20 protein-coding genes, 10 tRNA genes and 1 pseudogene are annotated in these 23706 nt (G+C 39.3%); 3 read left to right on the top strand and 28 right to left on the bottom strand.

Annotated elements, in window-relative coordinates:
- Positions 1 to 242: 242 nt before the first annotated feature.
- From ABE099_RS15335 to ABE099_RS15290, 10 genes are all read right to left on the bottom strand, one after another.
- Entirely contained in the window at positions 243 to 1121 is an 879-nt protein-coding gene (locus ABE099_RS15335; RefSeq protein ID WP_430031993.1) for a carbohydrate ABC transporter permease, read from the bottom strand.
- A gap of 17 nt (positions 1122 to 1138) precedes the next feature.
- Entirely contained in the window at positions 1139 to 2059 is a 921-nt protein-coding gene (locus ABE099_RS15330; RefSeq protein ID WP_430032073.1) for an ABC transporter permease, read from the bottom strand.
- Between the two features lie 366 nt (positions 2060 to 2425).
- A complete protein-coding gene (locus tag ABE099_RS15325) occupies positions 2426 to 3673 on the bottom strand; it encodes a HipA domain-containing protein (RefSeq protein WP_430031992.1) in 1248 nt (415 codons plus the stop codon).
- 189 nt (positions 3674 to 3862) lie between these two features.
- Entirely contained in the window at positions 3863 to 5056 is a 1194-nt protein-coding gene (locus ABE099_RS15320; protein ID WP_430031991.1) for a phosphopentomutase, read from the bottom strand.
- A gap of 1 nt (position 5057) precedes the next feature.
- A complete protein-coding gene (locus tag ABE099_RS15315; protein ID WP_430032072.1) occupies positions 5058 to 6170 on the bottom strand; it encodes an alanine racemase in 1113 nt (370 codons plus the stop codon).
- Between the two features lie 56 nt (positions 6171 to 6226).
- Positions 6227 to 7333, bottom strand: coding sequence for an aminotransferase class V-fold PLP-dependent enzyme (locus ABE099_RS15310; RefSeq protein ID WP_430031990.1), 1107 nt, complete (start codon positions 7331 to 7333; stop codon positions 6227 to 6229).
- Positions 7330 to 8262, bottom strand: coding sequence for a phosphotriesterase family protein (locus tag ABE099_RS15305; protein WP_430031989.1), 933 nt, complete (start codon positions 8260 to 8262; stop codon positions 7330 to 7332). The genes ABE099_RS15310 and ABE099_RS15305 overlap by 4 nt, the downstream gene beginning before the upstream one ends.
- Positions 8263 to 8283: 21 nt before the next feature.
- Positions 8284 to 9579: a YhfT family protein gene (locus ABE099_RS15300; RefSeq protein ID WP_430031988.1), complete on the bottom strand. Its 1296-nt coding sequence runs from the start codon at positions 9577 to 9579 to the stop codon at positions 8284 to 8286.
- 72 nt (positions 9580 to 9651) lie between these two features.
- Positions 9652 to 10008 (bottom strand): DUF2620 domain-containing protein, encoded by a 357-nt coding sequence (locus ABE099_RS15295; RefSeq protein ID WP_430031987.1) that lies wholly within the window; start codon positions 10006 to 10008, stop codon positions 9652 to 9654.
- A 28-nt stretch (positions 10009 to 10036) separates the two neighbouring features.
- Positions 10037 to 10381, bottom strand: a complete 345-nt coding sequence (locus ABE099_RS15290) for a PRD domain-containing protein (protein ID WP_430031986.1) — start codon at positions 10379 to 10381, stop codon at positions 10037 to 10039.
- A gap of 176 nt (positions 10382 to 10557) precedes the next feature.
- Between ABE099_RS15290 and nagB the strand changes: the two genes are divergently transcribed.
- A complete protein-coding gene (nagB, locus tag ABE099_RS15285; protein WP_430031985.1) occupies positions 10558 to 11283 on the top strand; it encodes a glucosamine-6-phosphate deaminase in 726 nt (241 codons plus the stop codon).
- A gap of 134 nt (positions 11284 to 11417) precedes the next feature.
- Here the strand turns inward: nagB and yhfZ are convergent, their stop codons facing one another.
- Complete coding sequence (gene yhfZ, locus ABE099_RS15280) at positions 11418 to 12335, bottom strand: GntR family transcriptional regulator YhfZ (protein WP_430031984.1); 918 nt, start codon at positions 12333 to 12335, stop codon at positions 11418 to 11420.
- 296 nt (positions 12336 to 12631) lie between these two features.
- Here yhfZ and ABE099_RS15275 point away from each other — a divergent pair, with 296 nt between their 5' ends.
- A complete protein-coding gene (locus tag ABE099_RS15275) occupies positions 12632 to 13831 on the top strand; it encodes an MFS transporter (protein ID WP_430031983.1) in 1200 nt (399 codons plus the stop codon).
- Positions 13832 to 13934: 103 nt separating this feature from the next.
- Here ABE099_RS15275 and ABE099_RS15270 read toward each other — a convergent pair whose 3' ends face one another.
- Positions 13935 to 14378 carry an Lrp/AsnC family transcriptional regulator gene (locus ABE099_RS15270; protein WP_430031982.1) on the bottom strand — a complete coding sequence of 148 codons (444 nt, stop codon included), beginning with the start codon at positions 14376 to 14378 and terminating at the stop codon, positions 13935 to 13937.
- Between the two features lie 171 nt (positions 14379 to 14549).
- On the opposite strand from ABE099_RS15270, the gene ABE099_RS15265 reads away from it, so the two are divergent.
- Positions 14550 to 15731: a serine hydrolase domain-containing protein gene (locus tag ABE099_RS15265; RefSeq protein ID WP_430031981.1), complete on the top strand. Its 1182-nt coding sequence runs from the start codon at positions 14550 to 14552 to the stop codon at positions 15729 to 15731.
- Between the two features lie 278 nt (positions 15732 to 16009).
- On the opposite strand, the pseudogene ABE099_RS15260 reads toward ABE099_RS15265, so the two are convergent.
- From ABE099_RS15260 to ABE099_RS15185, 16 genes and pseudogenes are all read right to left on the bottom strand, one after another.
- Positions 16010 to 16438, bottom strand: a pseudogene (locus ABE099_RS15260) (ATP-binding cassette domain-containing protein).
- A 96-nt stretch (positions 16439 to 16534) separates the two neighbouring features.
- Positions 16535 to 17212: an ABC transporter transmembrane domain-containing protein gene (locus tag ABE099_RS15255; RefSeq protein WP_430032071.1), complete on the bottom strand. Its 678-nt coding sequence runs from the start codon at positions 17210 to 17212 to the stop codon at positions 16535 to 16537.
- Positions 17213 to 17549: 337 nt separating this feature from the next.
- Positions 17550 to 18950, bottom strand: a complete 1401-nt coding sequence (locus tag ABE099_RS15250) for an ABC transporter substrate-binding protein (protein WP_430031980.1) — start codon at positions 18948 to 18950, stop codon at positions 17550 to 17552.
- Positions 18951 to 18985: 35 nt separating this feature from the next.
- Positions 18986 to 20440, bottom strand: a complete 1455-nt coding sequence (locus tag ABE099_RS15245) for an ABC transporter substrate-binding protein (protein WP_430031979.1) — start codon at positions 20438 to 20440, stop codon at positions 18986 to 18988.
- Between the two features lie 174 nt (positions 20441 to 20614).
- Entirely contained in the window at positions 20615 to 21178 is a 564-nt protein-coding gene (locus ABE099_RS15240; RefSeq protein WP_430031978.1) for a radical SAM protein, read from the bottom strand.
- A gap of 67 nt (positions 21179 to 21245) precedes the next feature.
- On the bottom strand, positions 21246 to 21419 hold the full coding sequence (locus ABE099_RS15235; protein ID WP_430031977.1) for a hypothetical protein: 174 nt from the start codon (positions 21417 to 21419) through the stop codon (positions 21246 to 21248).
- A 1333-nt stretch (positions 21420 to 22752) separates the two neighbouring features.
- A tRNA-Leu gene (locus tag ABE099_RS15230) sits at positions 22753 to 22831 on the bottom strand.
- A gap of 13 nt (positions 22832 to 22844) precedes the next feature.
- Positions 22845 to 22921, bottom strand: a tRNA-Arg gene (locus ABE099_RS15225).
- Between the two features lie 11 nt (positions 22922 to 22932).
- Positions 22933 to 23007 (bottom strand) — tRNA-Gly (locus ABE099_RS15220).
- Positions 23008 to 23016: 9 nt separating this feature from the next.
- Positions 23017 to 23098 (bottom strand) — tRNA-Leu (locus tag ABE099_RS15215).
- 13 nt (positions 23099 to 23111) lie between these two features.
- Positions 23112 to 23184: transfer RNA gene (locus tag ABE099_RS15210), tRNA-Lys, on the bottom strand.
- A 31-nt stretch (positions 23185 to 23215) separates the two neighbouring features.
- Positions 23216 to 23292: transfer RNA gene (locus ABE099_RS15205), tRNA-Asp, on the bottom strand.
- Positions 23293 to 23310: 18 nt separating this feature from the next.
- Positions 23311 to 23384, bottom strand: a tRNA-Met gene (locus ABE099_RS15200).
- 13 nt (positions 23385 to 23397) lie between these two features.
- Positions 23398 to 23473: transfer RNA gene (locus tag ABE099_RS15195), tRNA-Val, on the bottom strand.
- Positions 23474 to 23482: 9 nt separating this feature from the next.
- Positions 23483 to 23554: transfer RNA gene (locus ABE099_RS15190), tRNA-Glu, on the bottom strand.
- Positions 23555 to 23559: 5 nt separating this feature from the next.
- Positions 23560 to 23635 (bottom strand) — tRNA-Asn (locus ABE099_RS15185).
- Positions 23636 to 23706: the final 71 nt, after the last annotated feature.

The raw sequence follows: 23706 nt of genomic DNA, 5'->3' as shown, positions 1-23706 counted from the left end.
GCAACCCCTTTTTATTGAATTTAAAAGTAACTTAATGTAATTCAATTTAGCTCGAAATTAAATAATATAGGCTAATCAGCCGTCTCCTTCATACATCACCTCCCCTTTTAAATGATTACTCCCTCTCTCGTACATTCCCTACAAACCTCTCTACCCTGTACTAAATTTTTATCTAGAGTCAACTTAGAACTACATTTGAACAAATCTAAGTTGAATTTGAAAGATTTAATGTTTAGAGAGCACTACTCCTTTACCGCCCCTAAAACAATACCTTTCACAAAAAACTTCTGCAAAAATGGATAAATGATCAGAATTGGTGCCATGCCAATAAAAATTTGTGCGGCTTTAACGGTTCTTTGAGATATATTTTCTAAATCCTCTGGTCTAACTGTTACCTTACTAAAATCTTGCTGTACAATGACAGATTGCAGGAACGTAGCTAACGGGTAGTTTCTATGATTAGTCATAAATAGCAACCCATCAAACCAAGAATTCCAATGTCCTACTAAAGTGAACAGAGATAATGTAGCGATCGAAGCCATCGATACGGGCAAATAGATACTTAAAAGTGTACGGAAGTGACCAGCGCCATCAATAAAGGCAGCTTCTTCCATTTCCTTTGGCACAGCCCTAAAAAAATTAAGGAGCAAAATTAAATTCCAGACCGAGACGGCACCTGGGAGAATCAATACCCAAATCGTATTCATCAAATTTAGTTTTTGAATCAAAATATACATAGGCACCAGACCACCACTGAACAACATGGTGAATACAAAAATCCAAACATACACATTACGTCGCTTGAAATTACTATTTTCCTTTGACAAAGCGTAGGCTGCTAAAATAATTACGACCATACTAAACACAGTGCCTATCACCGTTCGCTGTAAAGTAACCCATATGGAGCGAACAAAATTTTCATTAGCTATTGTTTTTGCATAAGCATCAAATGTAAAATCTATCGGAATCAATCCAACAAGATTGGCGTTTGCTGCCGCTTTACCGCTAAAGGAAACAGCTAATACATGGATAAGAGGTATTAAACACAATATTGAAATTCCAATAAGCAGTGTATAGTTAAAAAAACTAAAAACTCGATAAGCCCTTGTTTTATAATACATTTTGATGTTCCCCCCACCTAGAAGATACGATAATTGGCTAGCTTGTACGATAAACGATAGGCCGAAACAATTAGAACAAAGCTAACAACGGATTTGAACAACCCTACTGCGGTTGAAAAGCTAAATTTACCATCCACAATACCTATTCGATAAACAAACGTATCAATGATATCCCCTTTATCAAATACAAGCGCATTATACAGGTTAAAAACTTGGTCAAATCCTGCATTTAAAACATTACCAAGTGCAAGTGTTCCCACAACGATTGTAATGGGGAGCAAAGCAGGAATTGTAATTGCGCGTGTTTGTTGCCATCTTCCTGCGCCATCTACCTCTGCCGCCTCATACAAAGCTGGATTAATGCTTGCTAACGAAGCTAAAAATACTATTGTGCTAAATCCGAATTCCTTCCACACATCACTGACAACAACAATGAATCTAAACCAATTTCCGTCACCTAAAAAAAAGATAGGTTTTATCCCAAATACACTTACAAGAACTTGGTTAATCAAACCGCCATTTTGTGCAAGTAGGTCGGTTAAAATACCGCCGAGAATTACCCATGATAAAAAATGTGGCATGTACACAATCGTTTGGACTACTTTCTTAAATGCCATCCTTCGTACTTCATTCAAAAGCAGTGCAAAAATAAAAGGAACAATTAAACCTGCAATCATTTTCAAAACAGCAATAATAAGCGTATTCCATATGATTTGTACATTCTCAGGAATGCTGAATAAATATTCAAAATGCTCAAATCCCACCCATTTCGATTTCATAAAACCCAAGCCCGGTTTGTAATTCTTAAAAGCGATAGCTAAACCGGCCATTGGAATATACGAAAAGATGAACGTAATAATTAATGCCGGTAACACCATGAAATCAAGTGCAATCGTCTGCTTCCATTTCGATTTTTTCTTTACACTTTCGTATTCCATAGTCGGTTGTATCTGTTGTGTTTGTTTTGTTGTTTTTGTTGGTTTTGTAAGTTCTGTGGACTTTAAATCGGTAGGAGAAGTCGAACTCTTCATGTCTTTACGCCCCTTTGTCGGTTAACATGACCCGAAAATATTCTATAGATTTATCATAACTAGTCCACTTTGTCAGATATACGATAAATTCAAAGCTTGGATAACAAAATGAAAGCATACAAATGTTTATGAGTTGTCATTTTTACATGATTGCCTTTATCAAATCAGTATTCATTTATTAGCACAACAAAAAACGCCTCTACGATTTAGTCTCGTAAAGACGTTAATGCTGTTATGGTTAAAGGATACTATCAACTATATAAGTTAATTTTCCTATTTGTCTTCTTCCTGCAACCCACTGTATGCAATGTTTTCTTTCACATCAGTACTATGATCATCCACCCATAGATGCGGATCACGACGATCAATAAATTTCTGCAAACGTTCAATGCGTCCACGCAGAGCCTGACAAACTCTATGACAACGGGCTTCATTTACAAAATGTGAATTAGAAAAAATAGTCTGCACCTCCTCTTCAATTCCGTCTAATAGAGATAGGTCTAGCCAATCGAAGGAGGTTACTAGCTTGATTTGTTCGTTGTGGTCAGACTTGAATGGTTTACATGTCAGCTTAGCATTTGCACGAATCAGACTAAGTGAACTAGCAAACCAAAGAGACGAACCGCTATCATAAATTGGTGCTGGACCCAACCACTCCAAGGTCTCTGCATTGCGAATTACGCCAAAATTGTTCTGATGCCGATCTTCATTTGCAATCAGATAATCCACCACGATCATTTGATCAAGCGCCTCCACTATGCCAGCGATACCCAGCGCTTCACAGCAATTCACATAATGCTGATACACAGATATATGATTCCGCTTTTTGCTAGTTTGCATTATGTACCACGCAGTGACGAGTTCTGTCTTTGGAGTTATTAAATTCTCACACACGCTATAGGGGGAACCTTCCTGTTCTATCAACGTGTAGGGAACATGAGGAATCCCCAGGCGCTCCATAATCTTGGTGGCAATGACTTCATTGTATGGCTCCTGTCTAGTCTCTCCGCTTCCTGCTTTTAACAAGTAACGCTTCCCATCTATAATCGTCCATTTCTTTTTTAACCAGCCATCGGTTGTATTATCTGGTGACACCAGATTCGTCGGATCAGATGAACCTTGCCCAATCAATATATTCCCTACATCCTCCGAAAAAGGATTGTGAAAAAAGTTAATATCATTCCATTCCAAATGTGATGCAGATGGGGAAATCCAATATTGATCGGTCAAACTAAGCCCGTAGCTTCTATCTAGCAATTTCTGTGTTGTGGGCACGTTCAATTCAAGCAATGCTTCCTTAATTCCGTCACGAGTGATGGGAATCGCTCGTTCCCTCCACCATTCATTTAATGCTGCGCGGTCTATGTTCCTGTCTTTAACACGTATCCCCACTGGTACATGTTGTGGTGCATAAATCTGTCTTATCGCTGAAATGGAATTAGTCGCATCATCGAGCTCAATCTCGGCCACGGGTTCACTTTTGTGCATGAGTGTATAAAATTTATTCCAGGATTCAGCCATCCTTATTTCCTCCACTTCTGATTATCTAATTTTATATTTTACATTTTATATTTTATTCAATCTATAAATTGTGTTTCAAACTATATACCCAAGGGATGTAAAGCCAGAAACAAAAAAAGCCCACTAGAGAAATTCTCTAATGGACCATTAACTACATTTCTGCTTTCTTCATCCTCTGGGCGAGAGTGGTTACTTCTTTTTGATTAACTGTAAAAAACTTGTTCCATATTCCGGTGCTTCAATACCTACATATTCCGCCATCGTCGCTGCGATATCAGCCATCGTAGCCCGTTCTCCTATAAATACAGGTAGAGTTTGCTTACCTATTATTAAAATCGGCGTCTGTTCACGGGTATGGTTAGAGTGACCGATGGTGGGATCATTGCCGTGATCGGCTGTAATAATGAGCAGATCCTCATCTCCAAGCTCCTTAATAAAGGTTTCTAGGAAGCGATCCGATTCTTCGAGCACCTCCTTATACCAGAGGGAATCCTCCTTATGCCCAGCAAGATCAGTTTCCTGCACGTTAACTAAGAACACAGCATTATGTTCAGCTTCATGATACTTTTGTTCAAACGTGGCCAAAACTTCCTTCGTTTCTACTACAGGATCACTGAATCCATCAGCTTGAATAACATCCGCCGTTTTTCCGATACGATACACTGGAATTCCACTTTTCTCGGCCATGTAAGCAAATTGCTTCTCAAACTCCACCCCGTAGCCAAGATGCACGACTTGGTAGCCTTCACCATACACATTAGCCTTGGGTGCGTCCACCCCCCATTGTCCTGGATTTTTTTCATGTACCACCGATAAAATGACATTGATATCTGTCTTTTTATTGCCAAACACAATCACCCTACTCGTGTCTACATTGGCACGGATGACTTTTCCAATCTTCACAACTTCATCAAAAGATAGCAGGTTCAAATCCCCTACCACATTGATAATATTCCCTAGCTGTGACTCCAGATTATCCCCCACAACAACAGCACTTTCCACAAGTAAAACTGTTGCGCCAGCAATGGGGGTTTCCACTCGATATCCCGCCGCTTCAAGTGCAGACTTTAGCACCGCACCGATCTCTGACATTAGTCGTGTTGCTGGCATCCCGGGTTTGCTCCCCATCAACTCCTGATGGCCCATAAAGGTATCCGCTCCATAATGAGCCAGATTACTGCGACCGTATGCTCCAAGCGGCTCTCCGATATCATCCACTAGCTTACCAAGACCTAAGTTATACAGGACTGGAATATTTAACGGCACTGTTTCTCGAATATGTCTATACGTATGGGCGTCAACATCTTCTGGCTTAAGCTTATGGCAATCTGCCATAGCTCCAATACCAAATCCATCAAGCACAAACAAGGTGAGTTTTCCCACGTTAAATCCCTCTTTTCTGGAAATGAACCAATTCGGGTTTGAGGCTATTTACCCCTCTTATATAAGCGACATGGGCTCTGGTTACAAATATTTGCGTACGGAAGGCATAAATCACGGTATCACCGACCTTCATTGACTTCTCGTGATCCAGACAACCGTAGTAATCAATATTTTCCGCAGAAACTTGACTTATCTTTGCCCTTTGAGAAGTAACCTCTTCCGATGTTGCACCGTATAAGGCCTGTTGCATATGAGAGCGAGCATAAAAACCTCCAGCAATCGTATAGGCGTACTCATCGTCCATATGCGAAATCTCCGAAACATAGACGATACTTGGAATTTCAGCAAGTTTATCGTTGTAAGCATGAAGCGGTGTTGTCCCTGTCAGCGCATGACCCGGCTCACCATGTGTGACGCCATATTGTTTCAACAGTGGAATAGTATAACAGCTTGTTGCACTCGGAGCATTTACCTGCTTTACCTCAATGCCATACGATGCTAAGGTTTCTACTGAAGTCAGTAGTGTCTGCAAATTTGATGTGAAAGCAAAGTCCGTATTTTCCGCATTAATCTGTAGCACAGGAAAACTCGTAACCCCCACGATTCGTATTCCACGTAGTTTCAACATTTCAGGTAGCAATGAATTCAGCTCATGCAGTAGAAATCCACCGAATTGTCCCGGAAAAATAGCATCACCTGGTCGTATGACTCTCAGTATGACATCCTGCACATACCCAAGTGCCAAGGCGGCATCTGACAATTGCACAGCTCGTTCCAGAGAAAATAGGGTTACCACCTCTGGTTTCATTTGGCTTAAAACATCACGCCACTGGCTTTTGCCGGGCTGTACGATATGCCCGATATTGCCAATACTACATCCAGCCTTGGACAGCGCGTAAGCTTCATCTATATCAACAGCTACTGCTTGCTTTATCCCGTTTTCTTCAATCAGCCTTCCGGCAAAACCTCCACGCCCAATCTGTTTGGTCATGTAATAGAGCTTCATATCATGCTCAACCGCTGTCTTTGACAGAACTTGGGCATTATGGGTAAGCCCGTCCGCATCAATCACGTACGTATTAGGGGGGATCTCCCCTCTCTGGTGAAGGTGCATCGCTGCTGTGATCAATCCCTCATTCCGTTTTAAAGTCATATCTATAAACATTTGTTTTACCCCCTAAATTCCTGCAGCACATTTTCTAAAATGCGGATAACCGTATCTGCCGAGGCTTTCATTGGGTTAATACGAAGACCATACTCCTTAAGCCTTGGTTGACTTTCCAGAAAACTCCCCGATACCCTATAAATCATCGGTATCAGCTCAAAGCGAGACTCTGCCCCTACTGGATAAGTAGCCGCACCATAGTGGGAAGCACGTTCAATAATTAATGATGCAAGTGGCTGTTCCAGCTCTACAATCACGTTTTTGGATTGCGAATTGGTGATATATACTTCCTTGATCCCTGCAACTTCTCCGCTTGCTAGACGATGACACAACTTTTCTACCTGTTCGTTTTGAATCGCCAGCATAACCGGAGCAAACACCATACTGCGCAGCAACTCATGTGCTTCATACCCTTGCACTTGGCCACCACCCGAATAGTTGCTAGCTTGTAGCTTCTGGATTCCATCCTTTTTACCGATAATGGCACCAATCCCTTGCGGACCCATTAGCTTAAAACCTGAAAATGTAGAATAATCTGCTCCATATTCTGAACCGATCCCCTGCATTTTCATCGCACAGTAGTTATCATCTACCACAATTGGCAGATCAGGTCGATTGGTTTTAACAAACTCAATCAGTTCTTGGAGCTCATACGTATCCGTCGGCTGCTGTCTTGCATGCTGGATATAAAATACTTTGGAAGTCTGATCTTTCTCTAGCAAATCCGCCACAGCATTCATGTCGTTGAAATCCGTAGCAGACTGGCGAAGTCCCATCAAACGGAAAGTTTCCTTTGTCGTGGTGTACATTGGTGCGGTATGAACGATAACAGAGTCACCTGGTTCCACCAACACACTTAAAATCCCTCTAATTGCTCCGGTACCACTTCCTCGTACCAGTGCACACTGTTCTCCACCAAATGTTCGAGCAAGTACTTTTTCAACTCTAGCGGTAGTTAGCGGTCTGTTGTACTGTGGATGCAGTCCCACATCTCCAATTTGGAAAAAATCATTATTTGTAAACTCCTTAGTGATTTCATCAATCAATTTAAACTGCAACTGTTGGGCCTGCTCCATCGTGCGGTTTTTCAATACGGATTGTTCATATCTCATGCTGAAGTGTCACCCGCCTCCCTAATGCTGAATGCCTGCTGTGGATTGGTCACCAACAGCTTATTGATTACTTCATCTGTTATTCCCCTATCTTGTAATGAAGGTACAAACGATCTTAATACTACATCATAGCCCTGTCCTCCACGTGCACGAAGATGCGATTTCCGAGTCAAATCGGTTGACAACAGCAGTTGGTTTTCAAATCCATGATCTATAAACTTCACTAAGGATTCCAAGCGAGCCTTGTCACTACGATAGTTTTCCTTCCCAATTGTGTCCATCGCAACATAGGCACCTGCTTTCAGCACCTCCAGTACCACATCATCTTGCTCATTAAGATCCTGGTGCCCGATAATAATCTGATCCAAGGGTATTCCTTCTCTTGTAAATAACTCAATCTGCTCCAGCGCACAGGTTCCAAGCGTTGTATGCGTGGATAGCGGAAGACCAGTCGCTATCGCTGCTACGATCGCTCCGTGAAACAATTCTATTTCTATCGGCTTAAACTCGTTCAGACTACTTCCAATCTCACCAATCACACCAGGCTTGATTCCTGTATCATCAATCCCATATTGTATTTCCCGAATCATCCAGTCAGCGAACTGATCCCGATTCCATTGCAACTTCTCCTCAGGAATAAAAGGATCTTTATAACATCCAGTGCTTGCAATAATATGAATGTTTGCAGCCTTACTAATCACAGCAAGCTTACTTACGTCCCGTCCCATTCCATCATTAGTAACCTCAATAATGGCACGTCCTCCGTAACCATAAAAACTTTTCAAATCATCCAGTACAAGTTTCGTATCCTGCAAGCACGTATCCTCATTTTTTTTAATCCGGCTCAAATCCACATAAAGATGCTCATGACAGGCGCAAACGCCAAGTTCCTCTGGTTTTATTTCACCAAGTACGGTCTGAATATACATTTTCCACTCTCCCCTCTCTTCTTACAGCGGCGGTGTATACAGTCCTAGCAGAACTAATATGTTCCCTATAATACCGACAGCAATTGCTCCCACAGGACCTACTGCCATTCTGACGATCGGACGTCCTGCTACTTCATTCAACAAGTAGAAACCTGCAATTCCAAAATATCCAAGTCCCGGTACAATGGCGTTAGCCGCATTGGCCCCACCAATCAAAAGTGCAATCTCAAGCACTCTGGTCATTGCATTTCGGATGCTTTCTCCAGAAGAACGAATTCCTGGATAACGGTCCAAAAATTTAGCCATTTTCGACAACAGCTGAATTTCCAAGAAAATAACGACCGCACCAAGCAGTGCTGCAATAAGCGGATTCGGTGAAAATATCCCTACTCCGAATACAAATGTAAATCCAACCGGACCAAAAACACCGGTAGCAATTGCCGTACTAGCAATAAGAGGTACAAATCCAATCGCTTTGGCTAAGGCAGCAATCCCACCCTCTGTAATTTTTCCATCTGCCAGTAAGCTTAACGAAATTGGATCGCCAGCAATCAGCAGGAGATTAGTGGCAGCTGCGGCCAAACCGCCGCTGATCATAATGATCCACGAAAACTTTTTAATTCGTGTCACACGATCCGTGAACATCGAAGCCAACGTTGAAAGACTCTGATCGTCCGATTTTTCCTTCATCGCAAATACAATTAAAAATACCATGCCCACAATCAACGCAATACCTTCCGGACTCAAAACAACTGGCGTGCCGTCAATTTGAATAAGCTGTTTAGTGTTACTAAAGACAGCAATTTGTCTAACTAATGCCGCTGCTAGAAAAGCGATAATACCTTTCTTCACCGAAAATTGAAGCGCAATGGCGAGAGCAGGAAACACCATAAAGGAAACAACGACAGGCTCACCTATTTTGTTAAAACCATCAATAAAGTTGAGCGGAAGCATTTCAAATGCTTTAACCACCGCTTGAAGCCCAAAATAAATGCCAGCACCATATAAGCCACCAAGCACACCAGCAATAGCTGTACTCAATTTCCCACGATTAAAAACTAACCCGATGATATCCGTTCCCAGTAAAATACTGTGAATAAGCAAAATACTAGCTGAAATCGAAATAGGCAAACCGTATCCGATCACGAGCCCAAAGCTCATGGCAAAAGCGGTCACACCTAACTCCTTTCGACTCATTCTTCCTTCCAGGTTTTCAGGGACAATAGGTCTAAGACCATCATTAAATACAGCAATTCCTAGATTGGCCATAATAGCAGTTACAGTTCCTAACGCGATGATTAACAAAGCTTCCAACATAAAGTGCCCCCCTTAATATTGATGTAATGTCTACCGGTATTGATGTTATGCCTATCGGTATTGAAGGAATGCTCACTTGGTAAGCGCTCTCATAATAAGCTCAACAGCTTTGTCTTTATGGTCGCCAGTAAATCCAAATGCTTTTGCACCTTGAGTGACAGCCTGATCTACTTTCTCTTGTGTTGGCGGCTGACCAGGCATGGAAATCGTTGCACAATTTGGCTTGCCAACAAGAGCAATCGCCATAGCTAAAGCACCGCCTCCCCCTGTATAACAAGCGCCCAAATAATAATCAGCTTGTCCCGATTTAAGTGCCATTGCAGCTTCCAAATCATTTTTTACGGTTACCTCCACAGCATCCCCGCCGTATTGTTTAACCAATGCCTCAATTTCTTTTTTCTCCACTTGCCCACCAATTACAATTTTCATATGTGCTCTCCTCTTTTCCGAAAGTTTTTTAATGATGCGAAGCATTAACAAAATGCATGATCAGATATTGTCGTTCTTCATTAGGAAACATATTGCTCATCTGGGACTCGATCCATTTCACGTTTTCAACAGCTTGAGAGAAATGTGGCGATCGTCTGATTTCTTCCATAATATCTTCAGGTGGAGCAATCAGTTCTTCTTCTCGCTCTATCCGTGTGACAGCCATAGCGAGATGAGTAATTAACTTAGTGTATTGCTTTTCATTATCTGCATTTATAAATTTTGAAATTGTTGCCTCACACAGCTTCATAGCGCTTAATGTGATGGTATTAGTAGTAAACAAAATATCAAGTCTTTCTCTTAAAGCACTCACTTTTCTTCACGCTCCTCTTGATATTTTCCCCTGTATAAACACCTAGCAGAGGAATTGATCCTTGTTCTCATCTTTTCAATATACAATATTCTGTATTTTGTATTGAACTAATCATATCATCGTGTTACATTAAGTTCAATAGTTTATAAGCAAAATTATTTCTCCAGGAGGAAACAATGTTTAATATTATTAGAGTGCACGATGAGGAACAATTTAATGAAACAGGGGCCGCTATTATTGCCAGCCTGCTCCAAACAAACCCCAAAGCGGTTTTAGGTTTAGCTACAGGGAGCACGCCGATTGGAGTATACAATAAACTTATAGAATTATATCAAAAGGGAATGCTATCATTCCGCAACGTAACGACCTACAACCTTGATGAATACGTCGGCCTCCCAAAAGATCATGATCAGAGCTATTCACAGTTTATGAAAAAACATCTATTTGAGCATATAGATATTGATCCAGCTAACACTTTTATTCCCGATGGAAACTCGGGAGACGCCGATGAAGCCGCTGCCCACTACAATTCATTACTTGAAAAGTCACCATTTTTTGATCTGCAATTACTGGGTATTGGTCACAATGGACATATTGGATTCAATGAACCAGGTAATGAACTGATTGGAAATACGCATGTCGTTTCCCTTCATGAATCAACACGTGTAGCTAATGCACGCTTCTTTGCATCGTTAGAAGATGTTCCAACTCAGGCGATTACGATGGGGATTGGAGCTATATTACATGCCAAACAGATATTACTTCTTGCTAAAGGAAAGGAAAAATTGGACGCACTACAAAGGGCTATTTCTGGTCCCATCACCACTCAATGTCCAGCATCATTTCTACAGGTTCATCCCCGTGTCCTTATATTAACGGATGCCGATGCAGGCGCATTTTAGCAACTAGAATCTCAAAATATCAAAAATCAAGCCATTGCATATCGCGGTGGCTTTTTAAGCACCATCTTTATAAAGCGCTTACAATAGCGAATAGCAAGAAATTGATCTTGCTTATTCAGAAGTGTTCATTTGCATCAATATTTGGGTATGCATTTGCCAGATTCCACATCCTGCTGGGTTTTTACAATTTCAGCAGTTGAAATCAGATTAAACAAATACTCAATCTTCTTATTATTTTTGCGTATTACGCATACTGCCTGGCTCATCTCGTGGTCCATCTCTAAAGCTTCTGGCGACGTCAAGCCTGATAAATACAAAGAACTACTGTCGATTTCATCCATATTCCATACCATAGCATCAATTAACTTTGCTTTTAAATGTTTCAGCAAATGCATATAGTTCAAATTGACATACTCCACATTTCGTTCTTTCACTTCCAATTGAGTTAAAACTTGTTGGTCAATAGAATAACTATCAACGCCGATCTTCATTCCATCTTCAATTTCGCTCTTTTCCTCGGCAAAAATAAGTGCATGACGAGAAACATACGAATTGGGGCCAAAATCTTTCACAATCATCAAATCATCATTTTTTGCCACAGCTTCATTCGCTGAAAACTTGGATACAAGCGCAAAATCGTATCTGCCCTCCAACACATTATTTATTCGGATAGTTGCTCCTCTCATAAATGCGGAATGAAGAGACAGACCCAACTTTTCAAATACTTCATGCAGCGCAGTAGCAAGTCCTTCGTATTTACGGGAGTAAGGCAAAGGCATAACGCCTACAATATTATTTAAACCGCAGCATTGAAGCAGTAAATTTACATTTTTGCTTCTAAGGAATGTTCCCAAGTGTCCTCTGGACTCTAAAGAAATGCAGTGAGTCTCTTCTAATTTTCTCAACACACTTTGTACAGTGCCACGTCCTACGTTATACTTTTGCGATAAATCATCAATTTTAGGAATTCTTGAATCTAATTCAACAAACAGAAGCTCTTCAGCAACCTTTTGAATTACTATACTGCTTTTCGAGTTTAGCCCTTCAAACAACAATAACTCCTCCTTTCAATATACAATTTTCTGTATTTTAGATAAATGGATCATAACATCTTCAAATTGTAATTTCAACAAATATTTTTGGAAAAAACTGACGTAGTCCCCTCCATTCTATTGATACTATCTCATTGGTTTTAAAATCATGGTATTTCTATAAAAATAAAAATAATTTCATCGTAATTTACTTCGTCCACCTTTAATCATCTATGTAAGAAGGCTCTTTATTTATATAAGCTTATAGGAGTGAAAACTTTTGTAACCGCAAAAAAATTATTAAAGGAGATTATTTCGTGAACTTAAACACTGCTCTTAGAAAAGTTTACTGTCCAAATGTGCCGTCTTCCAATCATCTCCCGTGGGCCGGGCTACTAGCTTTAGCCATGGCGGGGTTCATCTGCATTCTAACGGAAGGCCTACCTGCTGGATTACTGCCGCAAATTGCACAGGATCTTGGGGTTAGAGAAGCTCTTGCAGGACAATTGGTCACTCTCTATGCGATTGGATCTCTTCTAGCCGCCATTCCTTTGACCACGGCTACACGTGGGTGGAGACGTCGGCCGCTTCTGCTGTTGTGCATCATCGGCTTTCTTGTATTTAACACCATTACTGCGTTATCTTCCTTTTATGTATTGACACTTGTTGCGCGTTTCTTCGCTGGTGTATCTGCGGGTGTTCTCTGGGGGATGACAGCCGGTTATGCACGGCGGATGGTACCTGATTCGCTGAAAGGAAAAGCGATGGCCGTGGCCATGGTCGGTACCCCGCTAGCATTGGCACTAGGCGTTCCGCTTGGTACCTTTTTGGGAACATATACAGGGTGGCGTCTTATTTTCGGAGCTGTATCTTTACTGACTGCAGCCCTTATTGGCTGGGTACTCTGGAAAGTGCCCGATTACGCAGGTGAACCTTCAGGTAACCAACTTCCTTTTCACAAGGTTTTCTTAATTCCTGGCATACGGACGATTTTGTTCGTCGTTTTAACTTGGGTACTAGCTCATAATATTTTGTACACTTATATTTCCCCATATCTTGCGGAAACTGAGTTGGCTCACCGAGTGGATTTGGTTCTCCTTATTTTCGGAATTACATCAGTAGTCGGGATTTGGGTCATAGGCATACTGATTGACCGTTTTCTAAGAATACTCGTTTTAATCAGTATTGCAGGATTTTCTTTGGCTTCTACAGCGCTAGGAATCGGAATGAATCAACCTGTAATCATCATGCTTGGCGTTGCAGTGTGGGGGCTAACGTTTGGTGGAGCCGCCACTTTACTGCAAACAGCAATTGCACAAGCTGGGGGAAAAAGCGCAGATATAGCCCAATCGATGCTGGTTACTGCGTGGAATGTGGCAATCGGCGGAGGAGGTATTATCGGCGGGTTCCTTCTCGAGTTGCTTGGAGCTAAATTCCTTCCGTGGTCATTAATATTCCTACTAATCCCCTCTTTGCATGCAGCTTTGAAAGCTAAAAAGCATGGCTTTCCTTCCTAAAGGAATACAGGAGTATATGTAACATAAGCAAAAAAAGAATCTGCTATATGACGCGGATTCTTTTTTTTTGAATTAGGGTGTGTACGGTCTAAAGAAGTATATTTTATACGAGTAAATCCGCTTCTCCAATGAGATTTTTATAAGCAATCGGTGAAGACATTACGATCATAGTCGTATAGGTTCCGTATTGATCACATCGGTTTTCAAACTCCTCCAGCTCCTGGGTTGTATTCGTGAGGACCTTCAATACATAATTATGTTCTCCGCTTATCCGGTAACACTCCATAACCTCTGGTGAAGAATGACAAAAGTCAAGAAAAGGATAGCAATTACGGGTCCGAACAAGCATATAAGCTGTGCATTGCTTACCGAATTTTTGCCAAGAAATGACGGTTCGGTATTCCTCAATAATCCCCTTTTCTTCCATGCGTTTTACACGTTCAGTTACGGCTGGCTGTGACAGTCCCACCAGCTTTCCTAAATCCGTCATTGATAATCTCGCCTGGTTCTGCAAATGAAGCAGAATATTTTTATCGATTTCGTCCAAGAAAATTGCCTCCCTTTAATTTAAAAGTTATTTCCTTTAAATACCTTTATAATCATCAAAAATTTCTTTTTCTAACTTGTTTGTTTTATGTAAGGTAACAGAAATTATTTATATAATAAACACACTTGCTATAAATAATCAAGGAAATTACAACAGGAGAGGATGAGAAGCATGAAAACAGTAGATCTGGAATTGCTGTATAAAAGCGTCAATGAGGTAATTGACCATACACTTGAGGAAAAAAGAATTGTGGGTACCGTCGTCCAAATTGCATTAGGCGGAAACCTTGTTTACAACAGGCCTGCTGGCTGGGCCGACCGCGAGCAAAAACGGCCGATGCAGGAAAATACTTTGTTTAGATATGCATCAGTAACCAAGCCGATTGTTTCAACGGCGGCCTTAGTATTAATTTCACAAGGGAGATTGCAGTTAAACGATCCAGTGGAGAAATGGTTGCCCGTCTTTCGACCCAAATTGCCAAACGGACAATATGCCCGCATGACCATACATCATCTGATGACACACACCGCTGGTCTAACCTACCGTTTCTTCCAGGAAGAAACGGGAACTTATGAGCTTGCCGGAGTATCGGACGGCATGGATCTGACGGAAATTACACTTGAAGAGAATCTGCAAAGACTCGCTTCTGTTCCGCTTCTATATGAGCCGGGGAAGATGTGGAGGTATTCCATAGCCACAGACGTGCTCGGAGCGGTAATTGAAAAGGTGACTGGAATGCCACTACCTGAAGCTATACAAAAGCTTGTAACTCATCCGCTTTCCATGATGGACACGGATTTCAAGGCCGTGGATATTGAAAGATTGACCACTGCTTACGCAGACAACGCTGGAGAACCTCGGCGATTGCATGATTTTGATACGGTTCCTTTTGTGGAGGGGACAGCAGGATTCCTCCTTTCACCCAATAGGTTTACCGATAAAAAAGCTTATCCTTCCGGGGGAGCTGGTATGATTGGCAGCGCAGGGGACTTTCTTAAACTGTTGGAAGTTTTGCGAAAAGGAGGAGATCCGATTCTGCCAAGTGCTCTTGTCACACAAATGACAAGCAATCAAATTGGAGACCTTGTCATGCCCTATTGGCCGGGAAGAGGCTTTGGACTTGGATTCACGCTGCTTAAAGATCCAGCGGATGCCAATACACCAGAATCGCCGGGAACATGGCGGATGGGCGGCACCTATGGTCACTCCTGGTTTGTTGATCCGAGCGAGGAGCTTAGTGTTGTAGCGTTCACCAATACCGCGCTTGAAGGAATGTCAGGCAGGTTTACCACGGAGTTGTGCGAATCTGTCTACAAGGGTATTCGAGGGTTAAGTAAAGGAAAAAGTAAATAGAATATTTCTAAACGGGCGTACTCTTGCAAGAGTAACGTCCGTTTTTTATTTTATAGCTGTCTGATTGGTTAAAATGGTCGGCAATTGAGTTAAGTAATGTGAGGATGAAAGCGGTCTTCAGTTTCAACAATCAATAGGGTAGTAATAATAAAAAACGCTTAATGCTCTGATCAGGATCAGAGACATCAAGCATTGAGGCAGTAAACCATAAGATGATACTTAGTAATACCTACTTGCTGAAAAATGGGTAGACCATCATCTTAGATTAAATGCAATTCTTAAAATTGTATTATTGATTTATTAACTACACTACATTCAATTATAGGAATATTAAATTTGAATTTTTCATGAGTGGCTGACGTAATTTCATCAAATAAATATACATCAGGATTACTTACAATTGCCCTCGCAAAGCATATTCTTTGTATTTGCCCCCCTGAGAAGTTTAAACCCTCTTCATTAAACACAGTATCGTATTGATTGGTAAACTTATTATTAATTCAAAATATATAGTTTTCTTGTGTTATATAACTCACTCTATTTCTTAGTTGTTCTTCACTATAGCATTTTAATTCTATACCATTAATTAATATTTCCCCAGTATAATCGTCAATTAATTTTGATAATATATTTAATAAAGATGTTTTTCCAGAACCACTTTCACCTTTTATAATATATATATTATTTTTATAGAAATTGATATTCATATCTTTAAAAATCTCAACATTGCTTTGTGTAGTGTGATTTAAATTTTTAATTTCTATTTTTTCAATCTTGTTATATATTTCTGGTCTATTAACTTCCTACAACTTTATACTTCCATGTTCTAAAATTTCAATTACTCTACGCAGGGAAACAGAGAGCTGCTGTATTTTAGAGTTAAGACTTGATAATAGTAACAGTACACCTTTAAACTTATCCGAGTATTCATTGAAAGCAGTCATCATACCTAAACTTAGTCTACCATTAAATATCAAATATATTGCTAAAATTATATTTAAATTATTTATTACAAATGTTACTGAACTAATGATCACTTGAGTTATTAGTTGAACATTAAACTTCTCTATATTTTTATTATTAATATCCTTGACATTCTTTTTAAAAGTTTCATTCCATTTGGTTTCAACCTTAAAAAGTTTTATTGATTTCAATCCTGATATGGATTCATATAAAAATGATATAAAAGAATCATGCATTTTCATATACTCAATCTCTTTAGATTTAATCATTTTACCCGAATAAATGTATATTATGAATATAATAGGAAATGTAACTATGGTTACAAGCGTTAGTAGCGGACTTATGTATACCATAAATATTAAGGAAATTAGCATACTTAATGTCTGAACTACAACATTCATATTATCAAAAAGAATTGATGAATCACTTTCAATATTATTGATTAGTCTCCCTTTATCAATTTTATTAAACCTAGAATAAGGCATCTTCAAAATCGAATTAAACAAATCCTCTTTAATATTAAGTTCTACAGAATAGCTAAGTTTTAATAATCAATTTTTGATTTTTATAATCTAGCATAGTTGAAACTATAAAACATTATAACATATACAATAAATTCATTTTTATTGTATAAAATGATTGACTTACTATAGCATTAATAATGTTTCCAAAGAATAAAGGGAAAGCCAATGATAATAAATTTGATATTATCATTATAAATATACTAGCAGTATTGAACTTTTTCGTATATGCAGCTTTTTTAAAGTATTTAAAAATAGCACAAAATCTTTTTTATATTTTTTCATTGTGCTGCTTCCCTTCATCTTACATTTGTTTTAGCTTAAATTCATTATCCTATCTATTCTTAACAGATTGTTCTAGTTTACCTTGAGACTCAGTCTTTACTACTGCTAATGCCTCATCAAGACTCTTATGTCCTTTTATCACTAGCTCTAATTCTCTACCTAAGATCGTAGCAAAATCATTAAAAAATGAATCCGGCAGCTTTTCCCAATCACTACTTCGTTTTAGTAGCTTTGCTTTCAACTTATAAAATGGCTCTAAGCTTACTCCTTCATATTCCTTCATAAACCCAGATCGACTTAATAACAGTTGCTGACTTAACAATAGTTCATTAGATTTGGAGCTAGCACGAGCGTAATCTTCACCACACACATACTTAATAAATTCCCATGCTGCATCTTGATTAACGGATGTTGCGTGAATGGCGAATACATCGTCTGGAGTCACATAAGTGGAATCAGGATCAAGGGGATCGACTGGTCCAGCAACTATGCCCATCTCAAAGGGCATATCTTCCTTTAAATCTTGCTTAAAATGATCTAAAAGTGCTAGTGACGTTACGGATCCAATGTGCATAGCAGAACGTCCCATTAGAAATGGTTGGCTATCATAAAACTCATCTCTTGTTCCACTTGTAAATAATGTATCCATAGAATTAAAAATGGCACCAGATTGTTCTGCTTGTATTGCGGTCTGAATTACTTTCTTCCACGCAGTTGTATCTATAGTCATCTGCATCTTGTCTGTATTGACGATAGATAATCCTTCAGTTTGGCTCATCTTATCTATTAATGTAATTAACTCCATCGGAGCTTCATATATATTTCCATCGGTATATCCATAAATTCTTGACTGCTTATCCCCGCCAGTAGGAAAATGACGGGCAAGATCAATGATATCGTACCAGCTCATTCCATCAGTCGGCAATGTTACACCATATTTCTTAAACAGATCCTTGTTATATAATATTGCCTTGCTTGAGAATGACGGAGTCAGTCCATACAATCCACCACCGCCTAGTTCACGCAATTGCTCAACTAAACCAGGAACGAACCCCTCCAAACTATATTCATCTCTAACACTTAGCGAACCAAGTTCTGTCAAACTACCATCGTTTAGTTGATTTTTAAACTGATCTGTATTCAGAATTAAAATATCTGGTTGTTCTTCAGAGATAAACTGTGCGTACACTTCTTCCTTCGTCTTATCCCCCATATCCTTGTAAATATCTGCATCACTAATTACTTCAAACTGAATATGATTATTGAGTGTAGTAAACCAATCTCCATATTGCTTGTAAAATAATTCAGAATCATAATAGATGACCTTAAGCGTAATCATATCCTGATTCTTCTCTGGTCCAATCGGAACCTTTGATTTATCTGTACAACCTACTATTAGCAAGCAACTAACAATAAGCATCGTAATTATACGTAACCATTTTCTATACATCATTGACTCCGATCTCTGCTCAACTTGCAGCATAGTCATTTAAAGGGAATTGTCTTAAAATCATCCCAATGAATTGTCATACCATTGTCTGTCTTCATTTCACCATTTTCTCCATTCATTTTCTTAGATAGGATTGCTTCATCAAGAGCAACTTGTAAGTCTCGTTGAATACTCTGTAGCGCCTCATCAATGGTTTTTAGAGACTTCTCTACTAGAGCCCATTCACGATACGTAATCTCCTCATATTTTAATGGGAAATCATCCGCAAGAATCTTCTTTGGATCATCAAAGTAACCACCCTGTTGTACAGAATTTAAGTGATAAAATCCTTCTAGGTTAATACCATAAAAATTACTTGTTTGACCCATTCGTGAAGGTATCCCGTTATCAGGTCTTCTTGCCAATTCACCTGCAACCTCATCACCCTGCATAAATTTCAATAATTCCCATGCAGCATCTACATTCGATGATTTGGCACGAATTGCATATACATAGTCATTATTCAAATTCAGATCCCTTGTTATTTCTCTGTCAGAGTGATTTACCGGACCAACAACCATACCTACTCTGAAGGACTTAACCCCTGATTTTCCCTCACCTATATTGGCAAGCTCACTATATACATAGTTAGGATCATCTATCAATATTGCTTGTCGTCCCTGCGAAAATAGTTGCTGTTCATTGAAATCTTTATCCGTGTTATGCCCTCTCTTATGGATGGAATTAGTGGCTAATGCCGCTTGAGCTTGTTGATATGCCTGCTTCCAGCCTTCTGTATCCATAGTAGCTTGTTTTATATCAAGATTTACCGCTTTTAATCCCATAGATAAACCGATCGTCAAACCTAAATTTCTTAAATGACCTTCTTGGCTTAATCCAAAAGTATCAAATCCACCATATATCCTAGATTGCTCATCTCCATCTGTAGGAAATTGCTCTGCCAAGTTAATAAGCTCTTGCCAAGTCATTCCATCGTGTGGCTGTTCAATTCTATATTTCTCAAACAAATCAATATTGTAATAGATAGCTTGTCGCTGAAAAGTAGGTGCAAAACCATATAACCTTCCACTACCTTGCTCCCTTAAGAAGTGGGTAATTGAAGGATAAATAGTATCGATATTGTAGTTATCCCGCACCACTAGCGGTTCGAGGTCTAATAAAAACCCTGCTTCTGATAATTGTTTATATTCATAAGTACTTAACTGAAGGACATCCAATTCTTCTTGTTCAATAGATTGTTGTAGAGCTTGTACATAATTAGATGCATTCCTATCAAGCTCTATACTTTTGGTTCTAACAAGATCAATCTTAATTGAATCGTTCTGGGTATGGAACATATCACCGTATTTACTGTTAAAGTATCGGTTTTCTTTGTCGTAAGTCATTACTCTTAACTGTGTAGTGTCACCTGCTGGCAAGCTTGTACACCCTACTAATCCAAATATAACTAAACCTATAAGAAGTAAGGACAGTAGATGGGACTTGGGCAAACTAATCCCCCCTTTCGAAAAATTATTCAACTTTCCCATAATGTTCTGAAGTATGATCTCATGCAAATGTGCGAACATTAAATGAATTATAATAAGACCTCACTTATCACACTTCTACTTTACAGGAAAGTCAAACCTAGATTACTTAATAGAACATGTGATGCTTTGTTAAATTTAAAACATTCCTATTCCATTGCAATAGACTCTATTTTTATCATGCATCCATTCAGGTTCATCTAAGCTAACCAATGTAGAATGGTGCTCTAACGATGCACAATAATTTGCGATTACGTCAGTAATCAAAGTCGCATTTGTGGTCATATTATAAAATACTTTTTTACCGTGAAGCTTGACCTTGCTATACTCTATCGTATCTTTCATGATATCAAACCGAAGTAGAGGTTCCCTACCGTAAAAAGTAATGTAGACCTCTTCTTTCGTTGACTCTGACAACATATCCACCGCTTTTTTGCAAGTATCTAAATTAATATCTCTATTTCCAAACGAACGGAATCCAGCTTCACCTTCATGGTAAATACAATATCTACACCTTAAATTACAACGTTCTGTCATCTCAAATGAAATATGTTCGGTTTGAATATTAGGGGCTTCCTTAGCATAAAAAACTTCACCATTATAGCTATACATTTCGTCAATCGAGGGAATCTTTAATATATTCTCAGTATTTACAGCTTCCTCTACTTCTTTTAAGCTATGTAACAATTCCTCAGAAGTCATTTCTAACTCAAACAAACGTTCAAATTCATCCGTGTTCCATAAGCATTCTATTACTCGGTAGGTATTCTCATCGAGCGTAAAATACTTTCCCAGTTCCAGAATCTAGAAAGTATTTACAATTAGAAGTTTTAAAAGGCTTACCTAATCTAGAAAATCTAAATCCCTTTTTCAAATTAATAAATAGTTCCTTAAACTTGTGAATTTCATTATGAATTCCTGCTACCTTTAATGAGTTGTTCATCTAAAATCCTCCTCTTAATATATTTATTGCTTCTTTAAATATTAAATTTATTCAAAAAATAATATTAGTAACTAAAAATAAGAAAGGAAGAACAGCATTTGAATTTGATATTTATGGGATTACATGCTTGTATCTTAATTATGAATACTCTAATTTATAATTAAGATTTCCATAGTTCTACTCCTATTGGACTCCGATCTCAGGGATAGGAACAAAATGAAAATTGCGGTTTAAAAAAATACATTTACTAAAAAGAATTGGAACCGTTTCACAAACATTTGTAAGTTAGAGTCTCTTTTATTTTTCATGGGATGGATAAGAAAACGAAAATTCAGTATTACATTATAAAAGAATTTTGTAGTGTAATTATCGTGGGGTAATTAAGGAGTATATCTAGAAGATTAGTAAATTAAATAGAATATAGATGTTAGTTATTATGCTATTCTTTATAAACTTTCTATTTTACAGGATTCAATAAAAAAACTATTTATAAAAACCAAATTTATAAAGTGAAAAAAATCACATTAATGTTCATAAATCAACCTTTAGTCTAATATTAAACTATTAATATATAAAAAAACAGTAATTTTTTATAAGATATCATCAAATTATAAGTAGAAAATTACCTTATTATTATTAACTAGGACGTGTCTAAGAAATCGTGGTATCATTTGAGAAAAACGATTGAAGCCTTAATAATGAATCAGAGATAGTATAAACTAAGGATGGACAATGGGAACAAATTAAGGAAGGATATGTTCACACCTTATCGATTTGGATATCCATCAAAAGCAATGATTCTACGATGTTGAATGCCATTATTTGAATTGCTAGTAATTGTGATGCTTGGCGTTAATCAGCACTTCGGTCCGAGCCCATGAGTAAAATAACTGCACTTTTTACTTTCGAAGATGGACTCGGAAATCTGCCTTCATTCTTCTAACAGGAGGTCAAGTTAACGACATCTCTCAAGCGGTAGAGTTACTCCAACACTTTGATATTACAGGAGGTCATATTCACTGTTACAAAGCGTAAGAGTCAGAAAACCATTAGCTATTGGGTCAGCCACAAGAAAGCATACTATACCATTCCACATAGAGAGAATAGTCTACATCCATGGAAAGTCGATGGCATTTATACAAAGAACGCCACCTAGCCGAGTCCTTTTCTAAAATTAAAATATTTCCCATCGTTAGCGACTCGCTATGACAGTTAGCAAAATTATTTTAGATGTTCGTTACACGTTGTTGCCATTTCAGACAATGAATAGGGTAGTAAAACTCAAACAAAAAAAGCCCATCAGAGAAATATCTCTAATGAACTCTTTTACTTATACCGGTGAGAGGACTCGAACCTCCACGGTTTCCCACTCGATTTTGAGTCGAGCGCGTCTGCCATTCCGCCACACCGGCTTATTAAGTTAAATGGCGCGCCCTGAGAGATTCGAACTCCCGACCTTTTGATTCGTAGTCAAACGCTCTATCCAGCTGAGCTAAGGGCGCATTTTAAATTATGGAGCGGACGACGGGAATCGAACCCGCGACCCTCGCCTTGGCAAGGCGATGCTCTACCGCTGAGCCACGTCCGCAATTTATGATGCGCGTAGAGGGACTTGAACCCCCACGTCGTTAGACGCTAGATCCTAAGTCTAGTGCGTCTGCCAATTCCGCCATACGCGCGCATTCATAAAAGTGAGCCATGAAGGACTCGAACCTTCGACACCCTGATTAAAAGTCAGGTGCTCTACCAACTGAGCTAATGGCTCTTAATAAGAGAGTCTTTTTAAAAATTTTTAATGGCGGAGCCGACGGGATTCGAACCCGCGGTCTCCTGCGTGACAGGCAGGCATGTTAGGCCTCTACACCACGGCTCCACACTAAATAATTTTTAATTGCGGGGGCAGGATTTGAACCTACGACCTTCGGGTTATGAGCCCGACGAGCTACCGAACTGCTCCACCCCGCGTCAATATTATATATGGTGGAGGCTGAGGGGCTCGAACCCCCGACCCTCTGCTTGTAAGGCAGATGCTCTCCCAGCTGAGCTAAGCCTCCATATATAAATGACCCGTAGGGGAATCGAACCCCTGTTACCTCCGTGAAAGGGAGGTGTCTTAACCGCTTGACCAACGGGCCTTAAATGGCTCCCCGAACAGGACTCGAACCTGTGACAACTCGATTAACAGTCGAGTGCTCTACCAACTGAGCTATCAGGGAATAGATTCCATGAGATTGGTTTAGAATCTCATGGCTTGTCTGCTTGGCAGCGTCCTACTCTCCCAGGACCC

This window comes from Paenibacillus turicensis (assembly GCF_050461185.1).
GTDB lineage: Bacteria > Bacillota > Bacilli > Paenibacillales > Paenibacillaceae > Fontibacillus > Fontibacillus turicensis_A.
This window is presented reverse-complemented; position numbering and strand designations above follow the sequence as displayed.

What these genes read in the sequence shown, in the direction of transcription:
- ABE099_RS15335 (WP_430031993.1), bottom strand. Translation starts at nt 1,121, where the DNA reads ATGTATTATAAAACAAGGGCTTATCGAGTTTTTAGTTTTTTTAACTAT.
- ABE099_RS15330 (WP_430032073.1), bottom strand. Translation starts at nt 2,059, where the DNA reads ATGGAATACGAAAGTGTAAAGAAAAAATCGAAATGGAAGCAGACGATT.
- ABE099_RS15325 (WP_430031992.1), bottom strand. Translation starts at nt 3,673, where the DNA reads ATGGCTGAATCCTGGAATAAATTTTATACACTCATGCACAAAAGTGAA.
- ABE099_RS15315 (WP_430032072.1), bottom strand. Translation starts at nt 6,170, where the DNA reads ATGCACCTTCACCAGAGAGGGGAGATCCCCCCTAATACGTACGTGATT.
- ABE099_RS15310 (WP_430031990.1), bottom strand. Translation starts at nt 7,333, where the DNA reads ATGAGATATGAACAATCCGTATTGAAAAACCGCACGATGGAGCAGGCC.
- ABE099_RS15305 (WP_430031989.1), bottom strand. Translation starts at nt 8,262, where the DNA reads ATGTATATTCAGACCGTACTTGGTGAAATAAAACCAGAGGAACTTGGC.
- ABE099_RS15300 (WP_430031988.1), bottom strand. Translation starts at nt 9,579, where the DNA reads ATGTTGGAAGCTTTGTTAATCATCGCGTTAGGAACTGTAACTGCTATT.
- ABE099_RS15295 (WP_430031987.1), bottom strand. Translation starts at nt 10,008, where the DNA reads ATGAAAATTGTAATTGGTGGGCAAGTGGAGAAAAAAGAAATTGAGGCA.
- nagB (WP_430031985.1), top strand. Translation starts at nt 10,558, where the DNA reads ATGTTTAATATTATTAGAGTGCACGATGAGGAACAATTTAATGAAACA.
- ABE099_RS15265 (WP_430031981.1), top strand. Translation starts at nt 14,550, where the DNA reads ATGAAAACAGTAGATCTGGAATTGCTGTATAAAAGCGTCAATGAGGTA.
- ABE099_RS15250 (WP_430031980.1), bottom strand. Translation starts at nt 18,950, where the DNA reads ATGTATAGAAAATGGTTACGTATAATTACGATGCTTATTGTTAGTTGC.
- ABE099_RS15240 (WP_430031978.1), bottom strand. Translation starts at nt 21,178, where the DNA reads ATGACTTCTGAGGAATTGTTACATAGCTTAAAAGAAGTAGAGGAAGCT.
- ABE099_RS15235 (WP_430031977.1), bottom strand. Translation starts at nt 21,419, where the DNA reads ATGAACAACTCATTAAAGGTAGCAGGAATTCATAATGAAATTCACAAG.